The 14,796-nt window shown below is 48.5% G+C and carries 20 protein-coding genes; 4 read left to right on the top strand and 16 right to left on the bottom strand.

From position 1 onward, the window contains the following. Window positions 1–550 precede the first annotated feature (550 nt). The 3 genes from HB664_RS20780 to HB664_RS20770 are packed head-to-tail and all read left to right on the top strand — an operon-like array spanning window position 551 to window position 2,404. Window positions 551–1,078, top strand: a complete 528-nt coding sequence (locus tag HB664_RS20780) for a tetratricopeptide repeat protein (RefSeq protein ID WP_033146334.1) — start codon at window positions 551–553, stop codon at window positions 1,076–1,078. A 7-nt stretch (window positions 1,079–1,085) separates the two neighbouring features. Continuing rightward, on the top strand, window positions 1,086–1,616 hold the full coding sequence (locus HB664_RS20775; RefSeq protein WP_081318797.1) for an RNA polymerase sigma factor: 531 nt from the start codon (window positions 1,086–1,088) through the stop codon (window positions 1,614–1,616). Then, on the top strand, window positions 1,613–2,404 hold the full coding sequence (locus HB664_RS20770; protein WP_219940150.1) for an anti-sigma factor: 792 nt from the start codon (window positions 1,613–1,615) through the stop codon (window positions 2,402–2,404). The genes HB664_RS20775 and HB664_RS20770 overlap by 4 nt, the downstream gene beginning before the upstream one ends. Here the strand turns inward: HB664_RS20770 and HB664_RS20765 are convergent. The 16 genes from HB664_RS20765 to HB664_RS20690 all read right to left on the bottom strand — a co-directional run bounded on the left by HB664_RS20765 (window position 2,396) and on the right by HB664_RS20690 (window position 13,717). Further along, window positions 2,396–2,953, bottom strand: coding sequence for a YceI family protein (locus HB664_RS20765; protein ID WP_033146331.1), 558 nt, complete (start codon window positions 2,951–2,953; stop codon window positions 2,396–2,398). The genes HB664_RS20770 and HB664_RS20765 overlap by 9 nt on opposite strands. A 174-nt stretch (window positions 2,954–3,127) precedes the next feature. Next, the gene (locus HB664_RS20760) at window positions 3,128–3,484 is read right to left on the bottom strand and encodes a hypothetical protein (RefSeq protein ID WP_029740047.1); all 357 of its coding nucleotides are present in this window, start codon (window positions 3,482–3,484) and stop codon (window positions 3,128–3,130) included. 611 nt (window positions 3,485–4,095) lie between these two features. Then, window positions 4,096–4,419: a TA system toxin CbtA family protein gene (locus HB664_RS20755; RefSeq protein ID WP_219940854.1), complete on the bottom strand. Its 324-nt coding sequence runs from the start codon at window positions 4,417–4,419 to the stop codon at window positions 4,096–4,098. 37 nt (window positions 4,420–4,456) lie between these two features. Next, complete coding sequence (locus HB664_RS20750; RefSeq protein ID WP_101862777.1) at window positions 4,457–4,780, bottom strand: type IV toxin-antitoxin system YeeU family antitoxin; 324 nt, start codon at window positions 4,778–4,780, stop codon at window positions 4,457–4,459. A gap of 21 nt (window positions 4,781–4,801) precedes the next feature. Continuing rightward, window positions 4,802–5,023 (bottom strand): DUF987 family protein, encoded by a 222-nt coding sequence (locus HB664_RS20745; protein WP_219940149.1) that lies wholly within the window; start codon window positions 5,021–5,023, stop codon window positions 4,802–4,804. A gap of 8 nt (window positions 5,024–5,031) precedes the next feature. Then, window positions 5,032–5,505: a DNA repair protein RadC gene (gene radC / locus HB664_RS20740; RefSeq protein WP_130942920.1), complete on the bottom strand. Its 474-nt coding sequence runs from the start codon at window positions 5,503–5,505 to the stop codon at window positions 5,032–5,034. A 32-nt stretch (window positions 5,506–5,537) separates the two neighbouring features. Next, on the bottom strand, window positions 5,538–6,356 hold the full coding sequence (locus HB664_RS20735; RefSeq protein WP_219940148.1) for a DUF932 domain-containing protein: 819 nt from the start codon (window positions 6,354–6,356) through the stop codon (window positions 5,538–5,540). 230 nt (window positions 6,357–6,586) lie between these two features. Next, complete coding sequence (locus tag HB664_RS20730; RefSeq protein ID WP_219940147.1) at window positions 6,587–7,648, bottom strand: hypothetical protein; 1,062 nt, start codon at window positions 7,646–7,648, stop codon at window positions 6,587–6,589. Continuing rightward, window positions 7,645–7,989, bottom strand: coding sequence for a hypothetical protein (locus HB664_RS20725; RefSeq protein ID WP_219940146.1), 345 nt, complete (start codon window positions 7,987–7,989; stop codon window positions 7,645–7,647). The genes HB664_RS20730 and HB664_RS20725 overlap by 4 nt, the downstream gene beginning before the upstream one ends. A gap of 395 nt (window positions 7,990–8,384) precedes the next feature. Then, window positions 8,385–8,747 (bottom strand): hypothetical protein, encoded by a 363-nt coding sequence (locus HB664_RS20720; RefSeq protein WP_219940145.1) that lies wholly within the window; start codon window positions 8,745–8,747, stop codon window positions 8,385–8,387. A 35-nt stretch (window positions 8,748–8,782) separates the two neighbouring features. Beyond that, the gene (locus HB664_RS20715; protein WP_063410040.1) at window positions 8,783–9,223 is read right to left on the bottom strand and encodes a hypothetical protein; all 441 of its coding nucleotides are present in this window, start codon (window positions 9,221–9,223) and stop codon (window positions 8,783–8,785) included. Window positions 9,224–9,231: 8 nt separating this feature from the next. Continuing rightward, the gene (locus HB664_RS20710) at window positions 9,232–9,918 is read right to left on the bottom strand and encodes a WYL domain-containing protein (protein ID WP_219940144.1); all 687 of its coding nucleotides are present in this window, start codon (window positions 9,916–9,918) and stop codon (window positions 9,232–9,234) included. A 19-nt stretch (window positions 9,919–9,937) separates the two neighbouring features. Beyond that, window positions 9,938–10,675, bottom strand: coding sequence for a DUF3944 domain-containing protein (locus HB664_RS20705; RefSeq protein ID WP_219940143.1), 738 nt, complete (start codon window positions 10,673–10,675; stop codon window positions 9,938–9,940). A gap of 140 nt (window positions 10,676–10,815) precedes the next feature. Continuing rightward, window positions 10,816–11,286, bottom strand: coding sequence for a hypothetical protein (locus tag HB664_RS20700; RefSeq protein ID WP_219940142.1), 471 nt, complete (start codon window positions 11,284–11,286; stop codon window positions 10,816–10,818). 728 nt (window positions 11,287–12,014) lie between these two features. Next, the gene (locus HB664_RS20695; protein ID WP_219940141.1) at window positions 12,015–13,199 is read right to left on the bottom strand and encodes a hypothetical protein; all 1,185 of its coding nucleotides are present in this window, start codon (window positions 13,197–13,199) and stop codon (window positions 12,015–12,017) included. Window positions 13,200–13,501: 302 nt separating this feature from the next. Further along, window positions 13,502–13,717 (bottom strand): AlpA family transcriptional regulator, encoded by a 216-nt coding sequence (locus HB664_RS20690; protein ID WP_039024835.1) that lies wholly within the window; start codon window positions 13,715–13,717, stop codon window positions 13,502–13,504. Between the two features lie 260 nt (window positions 13,718–13,977). Between HB664_RS20690 and HB664_RS20685 the strand changes: the two genes are divergently transcribed. Continuing rightward, window positions 13,978–14,709, top strand: a complete 732-nt coding sequence (locus HB664_RS20685; RefSeq protein ID WP_219940140.1) for a hypothetical protein — start codon at window positions 13,978–13,980, stop codon at window positions 14,707–14,709. Window positions 14,710–14,796 lie beyond the last annotated feature (87 nt).

Here is a 14,796-nt window from a genome sequence, read left to right as displayed (position 1 = left end):
CGTGTAAAACCCTGTAATTAATAGAGGAATTATTTTTTAGAATATAAAAATGATATAGACAGAAAACGAAGGTTGTGCAAATTAAGCTTTCGTAAATAAGTGCCAAAACAATGAAGAGGGCATTAATGTATTGGGGTGGTTAATAATTTACTTGGCTCAACCTTTTGTTTTATATCATTTTAGTTTTAACCTGTGACGTTGATTCTGAATATGATTTACGCAGTATGATAATTGGTAGGGGACATTTTTAATATAATATAAAACGTTATTGTTTAAGCGCGCTTAATATGTATTTAAGTTAGGGTAACGTTTTTGATATAAGATATATTATGTCACTCACACAATAAAATATATTCTTATGCAGGCTTAAAACTCTGCTATCACGCGAAAATAATAGCGTTAAGTAAAGGGTAAAATAACCTGATTTATTTCCATTGGTGCTACGACGTCAGCATGATTTTGCGACAGCAAAAAATTCACGGGGAGAATGAATAAAAATCGTCAGTCGGGCGTTTACTGACGTCACTTCCTTCTTACCCTGGAGCTTTATATGAACACGATCTCGTTTCGTTTGATCCCGGTGCTGATTTTTTCCCTGCTGTCCCCCCTGGCGCTGGCAATGGGCAATAATAGTACCGAGAGCAAAACGCCCGATTGTCCTTCCGGACAGGTGTATGACAGCGCCACCCAGAAATGCGTGCCGGACAAGAGCAGCAGCCTCAGCGACCAGGACAAAACCAACTATGCGTACCATCTCGCGAAGAAAGGCGAGTACCAGGCGGCGCTGAACCTGCTTGATTCGCTGAAAAATGGCAATACGGCTGAAGCGTGGAACTATCGCGGGTTCGCCACGCGCAAGCTTGGCCGCACGGACGAAGGGATTGGTTACTACCAGCGCGCGCTGGCTATCGCACCGGATTACGCCAAAGCCCGGGAATACCTCGGTGAAGCGTGGATGGTAAAAGGACGTCCTGACCTCGCGAAAGAACAGCTGAAGGTGATTGCCGGTATTTGTGGCCAGTCCTGCGAGGAGTACCGTGACCTGCAGGCCGCCATCAACGGGCATCCGGAATCCTGATTTTCTCGTGGAGGGAAAACACATCGCTACCAGTGAGGTTCGTCAACAGTTAGCCGCACACCTGCCGCGTCTCTGGCGCTATGGGCTGGTGCTGTCGCGAAACAGGGATATCGCCGAAGAGCTGGTTCAGTCCACCTGCGTGCGTGCGCTTGAAAGGAGCAGCCAGTATACGCCGGGCACGCGCATCGACAGGTGGCTGTTCGCGATACTTCACTCCATCTGGATCTCTGAGCTTCGGGCACGACACGTGCGTCAGGGGCAGGGATTTGTGGCCAGCGACGAGCTTCTGGCGCCGGACACCCGCGAACAGGATGAGACGCGCCTGCATTACATGAAGGTGATGCAGCGCGTCAACGCGCTGCCTGAAGCCCAGCGCAACGCGGTATTTTTGGTTTATGTCGAAGGCTTTACCTACCAGGAGGCGGCGGACACTCTGGCGGTGCCTGTCGGTACCGTGATGAGCCGGCTGGCGACGGCGCGGGCTCGGCTTGCCAGATCCGCTGACGCACTGCCTCCGGCAAAGGAGAAACGCTCTTGAACTCGCACCGTTTTGCACCGCCCTATAACGACGACGCTATCGTGGCATGGATAGATGGCGAGATGTGCCGCACAGACGCGCAGCAATTTGAAGAACAGTTGAAAAGTGACGAACGCCTCTCAGGGCGAACCGCCGAACTGATGAAAAGCAGCCAGGATTTCGCCGGGGCGTTTGCCCCCCTGCTGGATGAGGCACCTCTGGAGGCAATGCAGGCGCGTCTGGCGGCACTTCCCGATCCACAATCCTCCACGCCGGCTGGCGTCAGCAGGCGGGCGCTGATCGCCGCGTCGGCCAGCTTTTTGATGGTCGGATCCGGGCTGGGCTACCTGCTGCGGCCCGCTTCCGCGCCAGCGGATGAGAACGCTCATATTCGCGACCTCGAAGCGCAATATATGTCCCTGTACAGCGTTGAGACGCTGCTGGATATGGACAGCGCAACGCCGGTCCTGCAGCGCGGGCTGGAACGAGCCGCGCAGGACATCGGCATCAAGCTGCACATGTCGCAGCTTGTCCTGCAGGGGGCAGAGCTGAAAATGGTGCGAATGCTGCGCTATGAAACCACCTCGATCGCGCAGATTGCCTGGATCAATGCTGACTACGGTCCGATGGCGCTCTGTATCTCTCCTGTAGATGAGAAGACTATGGCCTCTCTGCGCCAGGAGCAGCGGCACGGCATGAACCTGGCGTGGTGGCAGGAGGCGGGCTACCAGTTTGTCCTGATTGGCCGCAACCCGCCGTCTCACCTGCGGGGAAACGCGGAGCAGCTACAGCGCCTCATCTCAGGATGACGGCACGTCGTTCGTCTGAATGGCAATAGCGATGGCAATACGATCGTCCACGACCAGCGCAAACTTATCCATCCCGTAGGCCGCGCGCGAGATCGCCGTCGTGGCATCCAGCGTGAGGGCCTGCGCGTGCGGGTCTTTCACGACAGCCTCCAGGATCACCGGGCGGGCGATGTTTCGTACGGTCAGCGTGCCGAACACCCTGAACCGCCCGTCGCCCTGGGCGACCACGCGAGAGCTGATGAACTCGATAGTTGGATAACGCTCGGATTCAAAAAACATATCGCTTTTCAGCTGCCAGGTGAGCAGCTTGTTTGAGGCTACGAGAGTCGCTACGGGAATGGTGACGTGAATATGGTCGTCGACGTCGTTTTCCGGGTTGAGCGTCACGGCGCCCGTCACGCCACTGAACGTCGCCCAGGAGAGGATGCCGCCGAAGGCATGCCACGACAGCCGAATGGCGGTGTTATTGGCGTCAATTATGTAGCTCTTCGGGGCAGCCATCGCCCACGGACAAACCAAAACAAGCACTATCACCAGGCGTCGCAGCATCTCAGGATCTCTTTTAGGGGGGCAGGGAGTAAACGCGTCACCCCGGGGATCTATTCGGCTTTGTTGACATTATTTCAACCGGAGCGCGATAACCGGACCTGGTGACAAGTGTAGCCTTGAGAACGCAGAGCTGTGGGGAATAAAAAAGGCCGCTTGCGCGGCCTTTCGAAGGGATTACTCAGTGACTTTCTTTTCCAGTTCGCTGGCACCTTCTTTGGTTTTGTTCCAGCCTTTCTCAGCGCCTTCTTTGGTGGCATCCCACCCTTTCTCGGTGCCTTGTTTGGTTTTATGCCAGGCTTTCTGGGAATCTTCGCTGACCTTGCTGCCCAGGCTCTCGCTTTTACCTTCCGCAGCATGTTTTTGCTTCAGCTTCAGCTCTTCACCTTTGTTCTGCTCTTCGTGCAGTTTTTGCTTCGCCTCGTTGGCGTTTGCGTTCGCCGCAGCGACGGTATCGTCAGTTGCATGTGTGGTCGCAGCAAATACTGGGGAAGCCAGCAGAACGGCAGATAATGCGATAATTGTTTTTTTCATAATATCCTCATTTAACGTTATCGGTTATGAGCGTGATTCAGCATGGCACAGGCGAAACGGGATGGCTTTAGGAAAAAACTGTAATGAGATCAATGTTCCCTGAAGAGGGATATTTCGCCTGAGGATTATCCAAAGGATAAAAAGCCTATTTCAGCAAGGGCGGCGAGGGTCAGGAGAATGAAGATAATAACGGTTATGGGTCTGTACATGGTGGGGTTCCTTCCGGGTTGAGCGGCTATTCCGTAGCGCTGGGTGGTGTGGATAATTTTGCACAGGAGAAGGGGGAAGGGGTTGATGTTTGTCAAAGGGATGGAAGGAACCGTGGGCATGGGGCACAAAAAAGCCCGCAGGGCTTACGCCGTGCGGGCTTTTAGGACTTCATCGGATGACTCTGGTAATCACCGATGGAGAATTTTGGGCTGGCGGAGTCTGAATTGGTTGTGTAACTTGTTGTTTAATAACTGATAACCTTCAGTTCGATTTTCATTTTGGTCCCATTGTTGGTCCTAAAAGAAAATGTCAGGTTTTTTGCAGGGGAGGTTATAGTAGAAGTCTCTTCGTCAGTGAGATTAGCATTTTGCTTTCCTCTAGTCTGCTCTGTATTTAAGCGTTTATTCCACATTAGTTTTTAGTAAGCCGGTAGAGCGCCTTGCTCGCAGAATATCTACTACGGAAATATACGGGGTTTGTTCTTGCCATGAAAATCCCTTCCGATCGATACGAACCAGTTCGTACTTTTCGACCAGGAAATTAACAGCATCGGCAAGCGTTATTCCCGCATCGATATGCTCCTCAATGGCCGTATCGTCATGAAATGGTGTGTCGTTGAGAGTCAGGCCGTAGTGCTGCTCCAGCAGATACGTCAACAGTTGCTGCCAGACCTGCACGGGCGATAGGCGTGACGAAACCGGCACCGTGGCCGGTACAGATGAAATATGCATGAGTTGGGTCCTGATAAAAGAAGAGAAGGTGTTACTGGGTTGCAGATGCCTGCGGATAAATAACGATGTAAACATAGCCGTGAGAGCCCAGAGTATCAGCCTCGCAGGTGAGTCCGTTATGATGCAACGTGACGCAATGCTGATGGCGCGGATTCAGTTCACCGGTTGTCAGCATCAATTCAAGCTGTTTCATCACTAGCGGAAACGCCTGATCCAGACGCAGCGTCTCGTCCTTGTTAAACGTACCGCTAATACCCGCACGGTCCGCCAGAAAATGCAGGCGACAGCCTTCCTGCACAAGTCTTGCACCGAAGCACGGCGAGATGTCGCGCTTCAGTCCCCATGAATTTTGCATTTTTCTACTCCTTATTCGGTGTCAGTTGGTGGTGATGCGCATCAGGTGTGTATACGGACCGTGGTTGTCACTACGACGTTCTGCATAAACCGCCAGCACGCCGGAAATTTCCGCGACATCCTGACCGGTGTAATGACTAGCGTTGCCGTACCATTGGTATTTGCCCGTGCAGTAGCGAAAGATCCGGGAATCCGGATGCTGCCGCTGAATCGCCATCGCGGCCTTTTTATCGATGATTTTCATGGTTAGCCTCATAGCCAGCCGCATTCAGCAAAAGAAAGCACATCGCAGCCACCTACGACAAGATGGTCCAGCACCCGCACCTCTACCATTGCCAGTGCGTTCACCAGACGTTGAGTGATGTTTCGATCCTGTTTACTCGGCTCTGTCTCGCCGGATGGATGGTTATGGGCCAGAATCACAGCGGCAGCGTTATGGAGTAGTGCCAGTTTCACTACTTCGCGTGGATGGACTTCGGTATGGTTAATCGTACCCGTAAAGAGCGTCTCGCATTCCAGAAGACGGTTCTGATTATCGAGATATAAAACAAGAAAAACTTCGCGCTCCTGCAGGGCAAGACGCAGTTGTAGCCAGGTTTTGGTGAAGGTAGTGGAAATAAATTGTTCACCAGGCTGGCGCTGATATTTTTCCAGTAAGCGGAGAGCGCGACGAATGGTGCGTGCTTCAGTTACCGGAAGATCAGGAGGTAGATTTATCTCTGACATGACAGGGCCTTGGAGGTAATAGTTAAAGTCGTTTATGAAGCAAGTTGAAGCATATTTTCAGCCATCACCCAGAGAGCGCGATTGAGCTTTACGTCTCCGTCGATACCTTTGACAGCGCGGGTTTGAGCACGCTGACCTTTCGTCGTTCGTCCCGACAGTCCGCCTTTTATCAAGTTCTCCTGAATGCGCTGGTAAGTGGTCCACAGGTCGTTGCTCTGATCCTGCCAGCGGCGCGGGGAAAGGATCTGCGATTCCGTCACCGGCTGATGCTCTTCACCAAAGCGGTAGGTTAATGCCGCTTTCGCCATCGCCTGCTGTGCTGGTGGCGCTAACAAAAGCGACTGCATGGCATCGCGCTTCTCCTCCACCCGGTCAAAAATCCCGAGCACTTCGTAAGCCCCTTCAATGACTTTCTCCACCACGTTGCCTTTATGCGGCACACGTACCTCACCAAAGCTCTCACCGCAAATCAGCCCGTTCTGGCAGACTGCACGAAATAGCCCCGGCAACATCTGGTATGAGCTGGAGCCGTCATGACTGTTAAGCAGAATGATTTCCGGCACCTGCTTACCGGTGATTTGCCCCTCACGGCGCAGGCGCAGCATGTGTTTAGTGTGCTCGCGCTTGCTCTGATCGCGCACTCGGGTCTGGCAGGCAAAGAACGGCTGGAAACCTTCCTGCTTCAGGCTATCAAGCAGTGTGATTGTTGGAATGTAGGTGTAGCGGTCCGAGCGGGATTCGTGCTTGTCGGTACCAAATACACTGGGTACATGGGCCATCAGTTCGTCGTTTGTCAGTGGACGGTCACGGCGTATCTGGTTTATTCGGCCAAAGCGGCTGGCTAATTTCATGATAAAACTCCTTTGTGGTTAACGGCATAAATGCAGAAAGGCCGCACTTCCGGTAAAGAAGTGCGGCCTTTCTGCATAGATTTGATGTTGCAGGGGAAAACTCTTTGTTGTTGAGGGATGCAACAGCTAGCTAATGTCTACTATAAGCGAATAACGGAAGTGGAATATCAAGTTGATTGTGGGCTCAACTGTTGAAAGAAAAAATATCTGTTAAAAAAGGTAGTTGCTTGTTAATTATAGTCTTTAATATGTGTAACTTTGTCTTTGACAATATTTGAGAAAATATCATTCATATAAGCCGTTTTAATTTCTTCATCATCTTCATTGATCGATACAGTACCCTTTCCAGAAGATAGTGCCGCCCCCATAGCCGAAGAAATTTGCAAGCCGGTCTCCGCTTCAATATATAAAAACTGTCCCGCCGGATTTACCTCGATAAAAAATAGCTCTCCTGTTTTTGACAAGATTAGATCAAAGGCACCATAACGGATCCCTGAAAACTGCATAAACTGATGAAGCTGTTTTTCAACGTGAAGTGAAAGACTTGATGCTTCATGTCGAAGTGCGCAATCTATTCGAGTATCATATTTATATCTGGATTTACTAGTATTTTTCATTGCCGCAAAGATTTGCCCCTCGATTACAGTTACTCTATATTCACAATCAGCATCAATGTACTCTTGGAAGATAACAGGACAACACGATAAAGATTTTAAATGTCTAAAATATGTTTCCAAATATGGTCTTGTCGGTTGCCAGAAATCTTCAGATCCTGAAAAGGATTTGAAGATGACTTTGTTATCATGTTTTTCAAGAAATCTCTTAGCCGAATGTTCATCTGAGGTAACGCAAGTGTCCGGTATCTTAAATCCCACTAGACTAGCAATTTTTAATTGATTTATTTTCCTATCGATCATGCGGTTTTTGTCTAAGTCATTAAACCAAATAGCTTCTGAAAAGGTTGAAAGCACCCCTCCCCAAAAACAGCGATGTTCTTCAGCTACATATGGTCTTATGTGCTTAGCAAGTTTTTCATTCGAAGAAAATGGTTGAGGTCGTCGCCACCAAACTTTGTCTACAGAATCTAAAATAAATCGATTGCCATGCTTATCTCGAATAGTACATATTTGCTGAGAACCATCCGTAACATAAGATGCTATATAGTCTTTGCCAAATCTTGAAAAATCTATGATTAAAGGCACAGTGTTATCGGTGAGCTTAGACAATACTGTCACTATGTGTAAATCTTTTGCTTCACCAAAAATTAATGTTGATGGTGATGTCATCCTCATGGAAGATTTCCCGCTGAAAATGTATCGTCCCGAGATTTGCTTATAGTGCCACCATCATCAACCCATTTCATTATGGATTTCAATCCAATATCTGAATTGCCATCATTGAATGATTGAAGCGATTCAGAACTAATACCCATCCAAATATTTGTATTCTGTTCAATGAGTACTCGATTAAGTCCACTCTCCCCACTTGCTTCTATTGGGAAAGATTTAATTATTCCTTTAGTTTCAATCAGCAGTTTCTCACCTGTAGCTGTGGTTACTCTGGAATAATCTGGAAAAGCTTTATCTTTTTCCACATAGCCGTGAATGACTAGATTAGGTTTGCTGTCAGCCATGGTTTTTCACCTTAAGAGGGTTTTAAAACGCTAAAAAGGGTTGTTTCATTACATGAAGAAGTATAAGCGGAGAGTAAAATTTTGCCATTTTTTATTAATGCCTATCCGTATGCCAGAAGAATACTGAGAATCCTAGCTACGACCTATCTAATCATTGAGGCTGGGTACAGTAAGCAATGTCCGTTCCTGGCACAAAGTAGTGGCAGGACGATAACATAATGAAATAATGAGATATATAGTATGGCGAATCCTTCATAAGGGGAGGGACCTTACGGGGGAGGGGTTTATAATGGCTATTAATACGCAGTATTAATACCTGATTTCTTTGATATTACGATTGATAGCACAACAGGGTCTGACAACTGATTGTCAGACCAGATATCGTGCATTCGAAGTTAGTACTTCGTCAGCCAGTCCCCCCGACTGGTGATGACGTTAATCTCTGCTACACTGCACGGGCCTTTAATGTAGACGGCAATCTCTTTCCCATAGGGCAACGTTGAAGGTACCAGTGCTTCGGGTTTACTACCTGCGTAGACCGTGGGCATCTTCTGAATGGGGCAGTTACCCCTGTTAACGACAACATCGTTAATGGTAACGCTGTCAGTCAATGACTGAACATGAACACGCTGCTGATGCAGATTCGGGTAATACGGATTTTTAACCTGCTCAAGACCAATCCTGACCGGTGCCTCTGCTGCATGTGTCAGAGGAGTAATTATCAGTGCCAGGGTGAGGGCACTAATTGCTGTTTTCATTATTTTTTCCTTATGTTTGCTGGAGTAGTAAGGGTTCACATCCGGGTCAGACAGCCTGATTTATCAAACTCAGGCAGAATTTTTGCGGTATTGCTGAAGGTGAAGGTAGTTGAGGTCAGTCCGGTCGCCGTTATATGAATCCGGTGTGACTGACGGACAGCGTCCCAGAAGGCTTCGAAGTTACTCCCTCCGGCATCAGACAGAGTGTCGTTAATCAGAAAGATGTCGCCGCTGTCGATTTGTGCCCGAACGCTGCGCCCGTCATCATTACCGCTGGTGAGCGTTTTGCCATCTGGTGATGTGTACTGGACGAACACATTGTCGTCCGGTGAACAGGTCAGAAGCAGTTCAGCGCCATTTTTCTCCTGTATGCGGTATTCCGTGACACCCTGAACCCAGGTACGGGTCCACTGGTTTACGGCTGCGCTGGCCTGCGCTGAAGAAAGCAGCGCCAGCAAAAATGCGATTTTTTTCATGATTATCCTTAATTTTCCGTTTCTGCCAGTACCGTGCGGATATACTGGAAGTGCGGCAGTGAGTGAATGAAATGTGGGTCGGCGGTCAGTGCATCGATGTGTTTTCTGCGCAGAAACTGTCTCGGTGTCAGGCAGACATCGGTAATGCTTTCCAGCAGAAAGACCTGCAGTTGCCGGGCATACTCTCCGACCAGATACCAGCCGTTCTCGAAATAAATCAGGCGATAAGGTGCGAACCAGCGGTACTGCTGCTCCTCTGCGGTCAGATCCAGCAGAGTTCGCTCCAGAATGGCCTGTGTGATACGCCAGAAACTGCCGAAGGGACCGGGCTTGCGCTCCGGTGGAGACTGCCAGACGATAAAAGGTGGCTCTACGGAGCTGTCAGTCAGCACCGATATCAGACGGTTATCCATCGCCGGGAACAGCTGCTCCGTGCGGGTTACTCGTGCAAAGTGCTGAATATGCCGGTTGGTGCGCAGGCCTTCGTGCTGGTGGGCCAATGACCAGCAACCCTGCTGGTATGTCAGTTCGAGGCAGCTCAGGCGTTCACGAAAATCCCGGCGTAGAGTGCGCTCCGAGATATGAAACTCCTGAGACAACCCACTAACTGACAACCGTTCCCCCATCAGCAGGCGACTGATGATGATCGCCAGCCGTGATGCCATGCGATCGTGCTGTCTTTCTTCCGCAGACATATTGAAGGGTTTCCGTTGATTACATTGATTTGTATAGATATTGCTGACGAAGACAAGCGACCAGTAGGCAGGCCGGAACCGTAACCCGCCGTGCTGGGCCTGCCATATCGGCAATCAGCCAGCCGGTGCTCAGGGCGATACCAACCGGCCCGGCCAGTACACTGATAGAGCGGGTCAGGGTCAGATAAGTCACGATGGGGAGCGTGCGCCCCAGAACAACCTTCGCAAGCGTACTGAGCATCACGACCGATAGACGATAGGCTGCAAAACCAGAAGACCGGACTGCAGTCTGTATCGCCATCAGTATCAGCGGCACCGTTGGTGCGGTCAGTTCCGTGCCCATGCTGTCAGCAAACTCCTGCAGCTCAGCCGAGGACATTTCGCTGAGGCTTTTTTCGAGCATCTTCATCAGCAGGGAGAGCTCGATGGTTTCGGTTGCCTCCTCTTTTTTGTATTTCACGCCCGTATGGTCACAGACATCGCATAACACTTCCCGGTACAACACGCCTTTCCCGCCCCTGAACATACTGGCAATACTGCTGGCACCAAAGGTCTGGATTTCAGCGGCAATCTCCTGCCAGTAATTACGGTGCGCCGGGTGAAAACGTTTGTAGTTGTCGCTGCTGGACAGCGTTTCCGTCCAGCGCAGGGTTTTATCCCTTGGGTCATGGGTAATTAGACTGACCAGTAAATCCAGGTCCTCATTATCACAACACCCCAGAAACCGCAGGTCAGCATCTTCGCGATAAACGGCCATTACCCCTCCATTCAGGTCTATATCGTCAGGGTAAAACGATAACAAACCCGCCTGTAAGGACATGGCCGATGCGTCAGGAAAATCAGTGTGTTATACGAGTAATGACGGACAGGTGATGTCCGAAAATGAAATACAGAATATTATGCTGTGCAGGGCGGAGTTACCGGTGGAATAAACAAACGAATGGCGAGTTGCCCCGTCAGGCGGGTGACGAGCCAGGCGGCACCACCGTTGATTACCCCGCCCAGTAACGGGAGCAGAAGGCTTTCCCTGAGTAACGCATTACTGCTTTTCAGCAGTAATGCGTCGCAAACCACCGTCAGCAGAGCGGTCTCGGCCTGAGGGTGGCTCAGTGTGCGGGTCAGTAACCGGGTGATGATGCCACTGATGGCATCATAACAGGCATCCCCGGCCAGCGCGCCCCAGCAAAGCAGGCGTACCCGTGGATCTGCTGTGTCATGGCCTCCGATGATGGCAACGGCGGCACACAGCCGCATCTGAATGAACAGCGAAGAGCAGACATCGGCGGTGACGGTCAGTGGCAGCAGAGCACCTCCGGCGAGCCCGCAGGAAAAGCCGGAGCCGCAGGCTTTCAGGGACTCGTACAGCACAAGTGATTCAGCCGCATCCACGCGACTCGTTTCGTTCTGCAGGTAACTGTCTGCCAGTACTATGGCAGAGTCCGTGACGGCGGTACCTTCCACCGCCAGGGCATACATCCCGTCGAACAACTGACGTAATACGGTAATATCCAGAGTATCCTCCTTAGCAATTGCCTCTGTGGTGTATCGCTGAGGTGATATAGGTCTGTCATTTTTTTATTTACGGTTTGTTCACGCTGACAATTGCTTACTGCATCTGAATTCGGCAGCCTTAAACCTGATGGTCGTAAATCTGAATGGAACAAACCTGTGTGAATAACATCATTCCGGTGTGAATATTATTCTTATTGCACCGCTCTGAAATGTTGGCGAAATTTATGCTTTTTGTTTGCTAATTTCGACGGTGGCGGAAGTTAAAAACTCCTGAACTATGAAGAGCGCTATTATTTAAACAGTGAAAAGGACATGCCGTCTTTACGTTCACAGCGAACAGGATAATTTTCCGTCCGGTGCTTCAGGGAGCGTGGTTTCTGTGTAAATTATCAGATGGCATTGTGCAGACTGTAGGTGATTGGTGTTATAAAAATGTTGTGTATATGTTTACTGGACTCTTTGTCTAATAAAGACTTAAATGGTTTTAAGGAGGAGTTTTAATATTTTAATCGTCTTACTATAAGTTAAAAAAAGCACCATCTATCCAGAGGTGCTTTTACGCTTATGATGACTCGTTATGAGAATCAAAAACCATTTGGGCTGATGATAATGTGACCCCCATCTTTTGCAAGTGCAGGCACCGTGAAAAATCTATTATAAAAATTAACACGCTCCTCCAGACAGGTCATATCAAGCCCAAAGTAACATTTCATATAGTTGTGGAGTCTACTGGTATACCAGCCATAAACCCCATTTTCTTGCATGTGAATTGGTATCGTTTCGGTTCTCTCCAGGTACCCAGGCAATTGTTGCATTTCTTTCAAAAAACTGTCGGCATCACCCTTTAACATTGCGTGAAAGCAGGCTACAGCAAGCAACTCATTATCAATGCCACCACTTTCTATACTCAGATGAGATGCCAGCGCCGTAATTGCGGCTCTGAGTTTAAAATGCCCCAGGCGCAGCGTCTCTTCTTTTAAAAGCTTCTCCAGCGGAGGTGAAAAAAACGTATTAATCGAAAACAGTCTGCGCGGCTTCTCTATGTCAACGAAGTTTAAATTCCGAATCCTTTTTAGCGCTATTTGTACAGTATCAACACCGTACCGGGAGGTCAGTGCTTTTAACAGTGTTGTTTTCACTGGTTCTTCATGACTGGCAGCAATAAAACCACGAAACTCATCTTCCGGTGTATAGGGCGGAATGGTATCTTTCAGCATCCTGTTGATCAGTTTAGGAGCAATGAGAAGATTTTTGCTTATGTTAGCGCCTCCTTTGGAGTTCGGATAGAGATGACTGACTTCAAGCTCAAGCCAGGGGCGCAGACGAGAGAGTGGTAGCCCGTCATCACCTCTAATCCATTCATCATACAGAACATTGTAAGCCCTTTGATGACGTGACTTATTCCGGTACAACTGGAATATATCGACAACATCATCCGGGTCATTAATACTTCCTAACCCGCCAGGATTATTTTTCAGCATAGATTCGATGTTAAGCCACCAGGAGTGCTTCACCAGCTTAACGATATTGTCATCATCAATAATACGGTGAGCTTTATGGCGGCATTCATTGCTGCAAAAACGCTTATTACGGGAGTTCGACAGGCTTTTGTTACAACCTTTATAGTGGCATATTGCCTTCATCCTTTCTTCCCGTCTGGAAGCATTTTGTTTTCTCCCGTTATAATGCTCAGGACAAAGACGGAGTCTACGCTCCTCATCTTTGACCCCTATGCTATTCTGGCAGTTATCCCGCTTACAAATAGCCATAATGTTTATACCATAAACAGAATGATAGAATAATAAAATAGGGTGTCATGCCACAAGCATAACACCTGATATAACTGGGGTATAAAAGTAATACCATAATCTATTTTATTGGTTAGGTGTTAATGTAACAGTGTTTATAATTTTTTATATGTGTCATCCTTAAATACTTATAAACATACTAGCAACCGATAAATATATATCCGGTGGCATTTTATTGGTTGCATCATTTCAAATGGCAGAAGCCGATATTGTTCTCTTTTTTCTGTGACACGCTGTCACGACAGGCCTGACCCTGTTGTGGGTTAGGGGGTTACGGGAGGGCAGTGCTCCAGTAACCACTGATCAATTTCAGACTCCAGCCAGCCAACAGATTGCATGCCCAGGCGACGTTGTTTCGGGAAAGTCGCATCATAGCGAGGCGACTTAGGGTTGAGCCAGTCGTAGATGGTTGCGCGGGCTATACCGGTTTTGAGCACGACATCGCGCATACGCAGAATTTTTACAGATTGTACGGTCATGGTGGTATTTATTCCTCTTTAGTAATGGGGTATCGCAATACTAGGCGTGATCAATCAGAAGAGATAGAACGGGAGCTCGCTAGACTTTCTACACCAGCACACGTAGTTTCACTTTTTTGTTAGTGTGGACTGTGTGCGCTAATTCGGGGAAACTTTCAAGAGGAAAACGGAAAGAGGGGGGGACTGATTACCTGAAGGCTAATGATAACGATCTTCTGTTTGAAGAATTGTGTAGTGATTTTGAACGTAGGCTATCAAAGTTGACGGAGCCGACGGTCTACGGGGAAGGTTATGTTCAACATCATTATCCGGGTCTATTTGAAAGGGTCCTTAATGATGCTAAAACCTGGATAACCGACTGGTATCATCAATACGAAACAGATCCCGATGAAGAAAAGATAACCAGAGACATCATGATTCAGAGTATTGCTGCTCTTACTGGAGAAGTGATGTACAACGCCGAAGTTAATGGGATGTTTGATCGTTATCTTTTTTTATCGCAGGTGTTTCGTCATATTGGTGTGATGCAGTACAAGGCTGGCTGGAAGAAGGATGGGCGAGAAACGTTGCTTTCAGCACATTACTATTTGGGTAACTGGAAAGGGGCGATGGCATATGAAGAATGGCAGCTCTATGGAGATAACAGCCAGGCAGTCATTGAAGATAAAACCCGTAGGGGAGGCGAGGCCAGGGCGCGGAAGTTTGACTGGGTGAAATCTGAAGTCATCAGGCTCCTGGGTTCGGGAGCTGTGGCTGGTGAATGGAAATCAAAAGATGCGGCTATTCGGAGTATATCGGGTGAGCTAAAAGCATTCATCAGTCGTGAAGATAAAAAAATAAGGCAAGAGAACGAAAATATACCAAGAGGTAAGCAAGAAAGACAGCCAGTTGGATTAATTTTCAATAACTTACATCGAACCATTTCAGACTGGTCTAGGAATGATGAAAGAGTTAAAGCTGCATTTTTAGGCGTAATTAAACGAAGGAAATAAAGCAATTTATCTGGCGTGAATATTGGTGGTGTTTAATAATTTATTGTGAAATGAGTATAGCAATGTACAAGACACCTAAAATAGGCG

The organism is Enterobacter sp. DNB-S2, assembly GCF_019443845.1.
GTDB lineage: Bacteria > Pseudomonadota > Gammaproteobacteria > Enterobacterales > Enterobacteriaceae > Enterobacter > Enterobacter asburiae_B.
The sequence above is the reverse complement of the archived record's forward strand: the minus strand, read 5'-3'. Positions and strand labels throughout refer to the sequence as shown.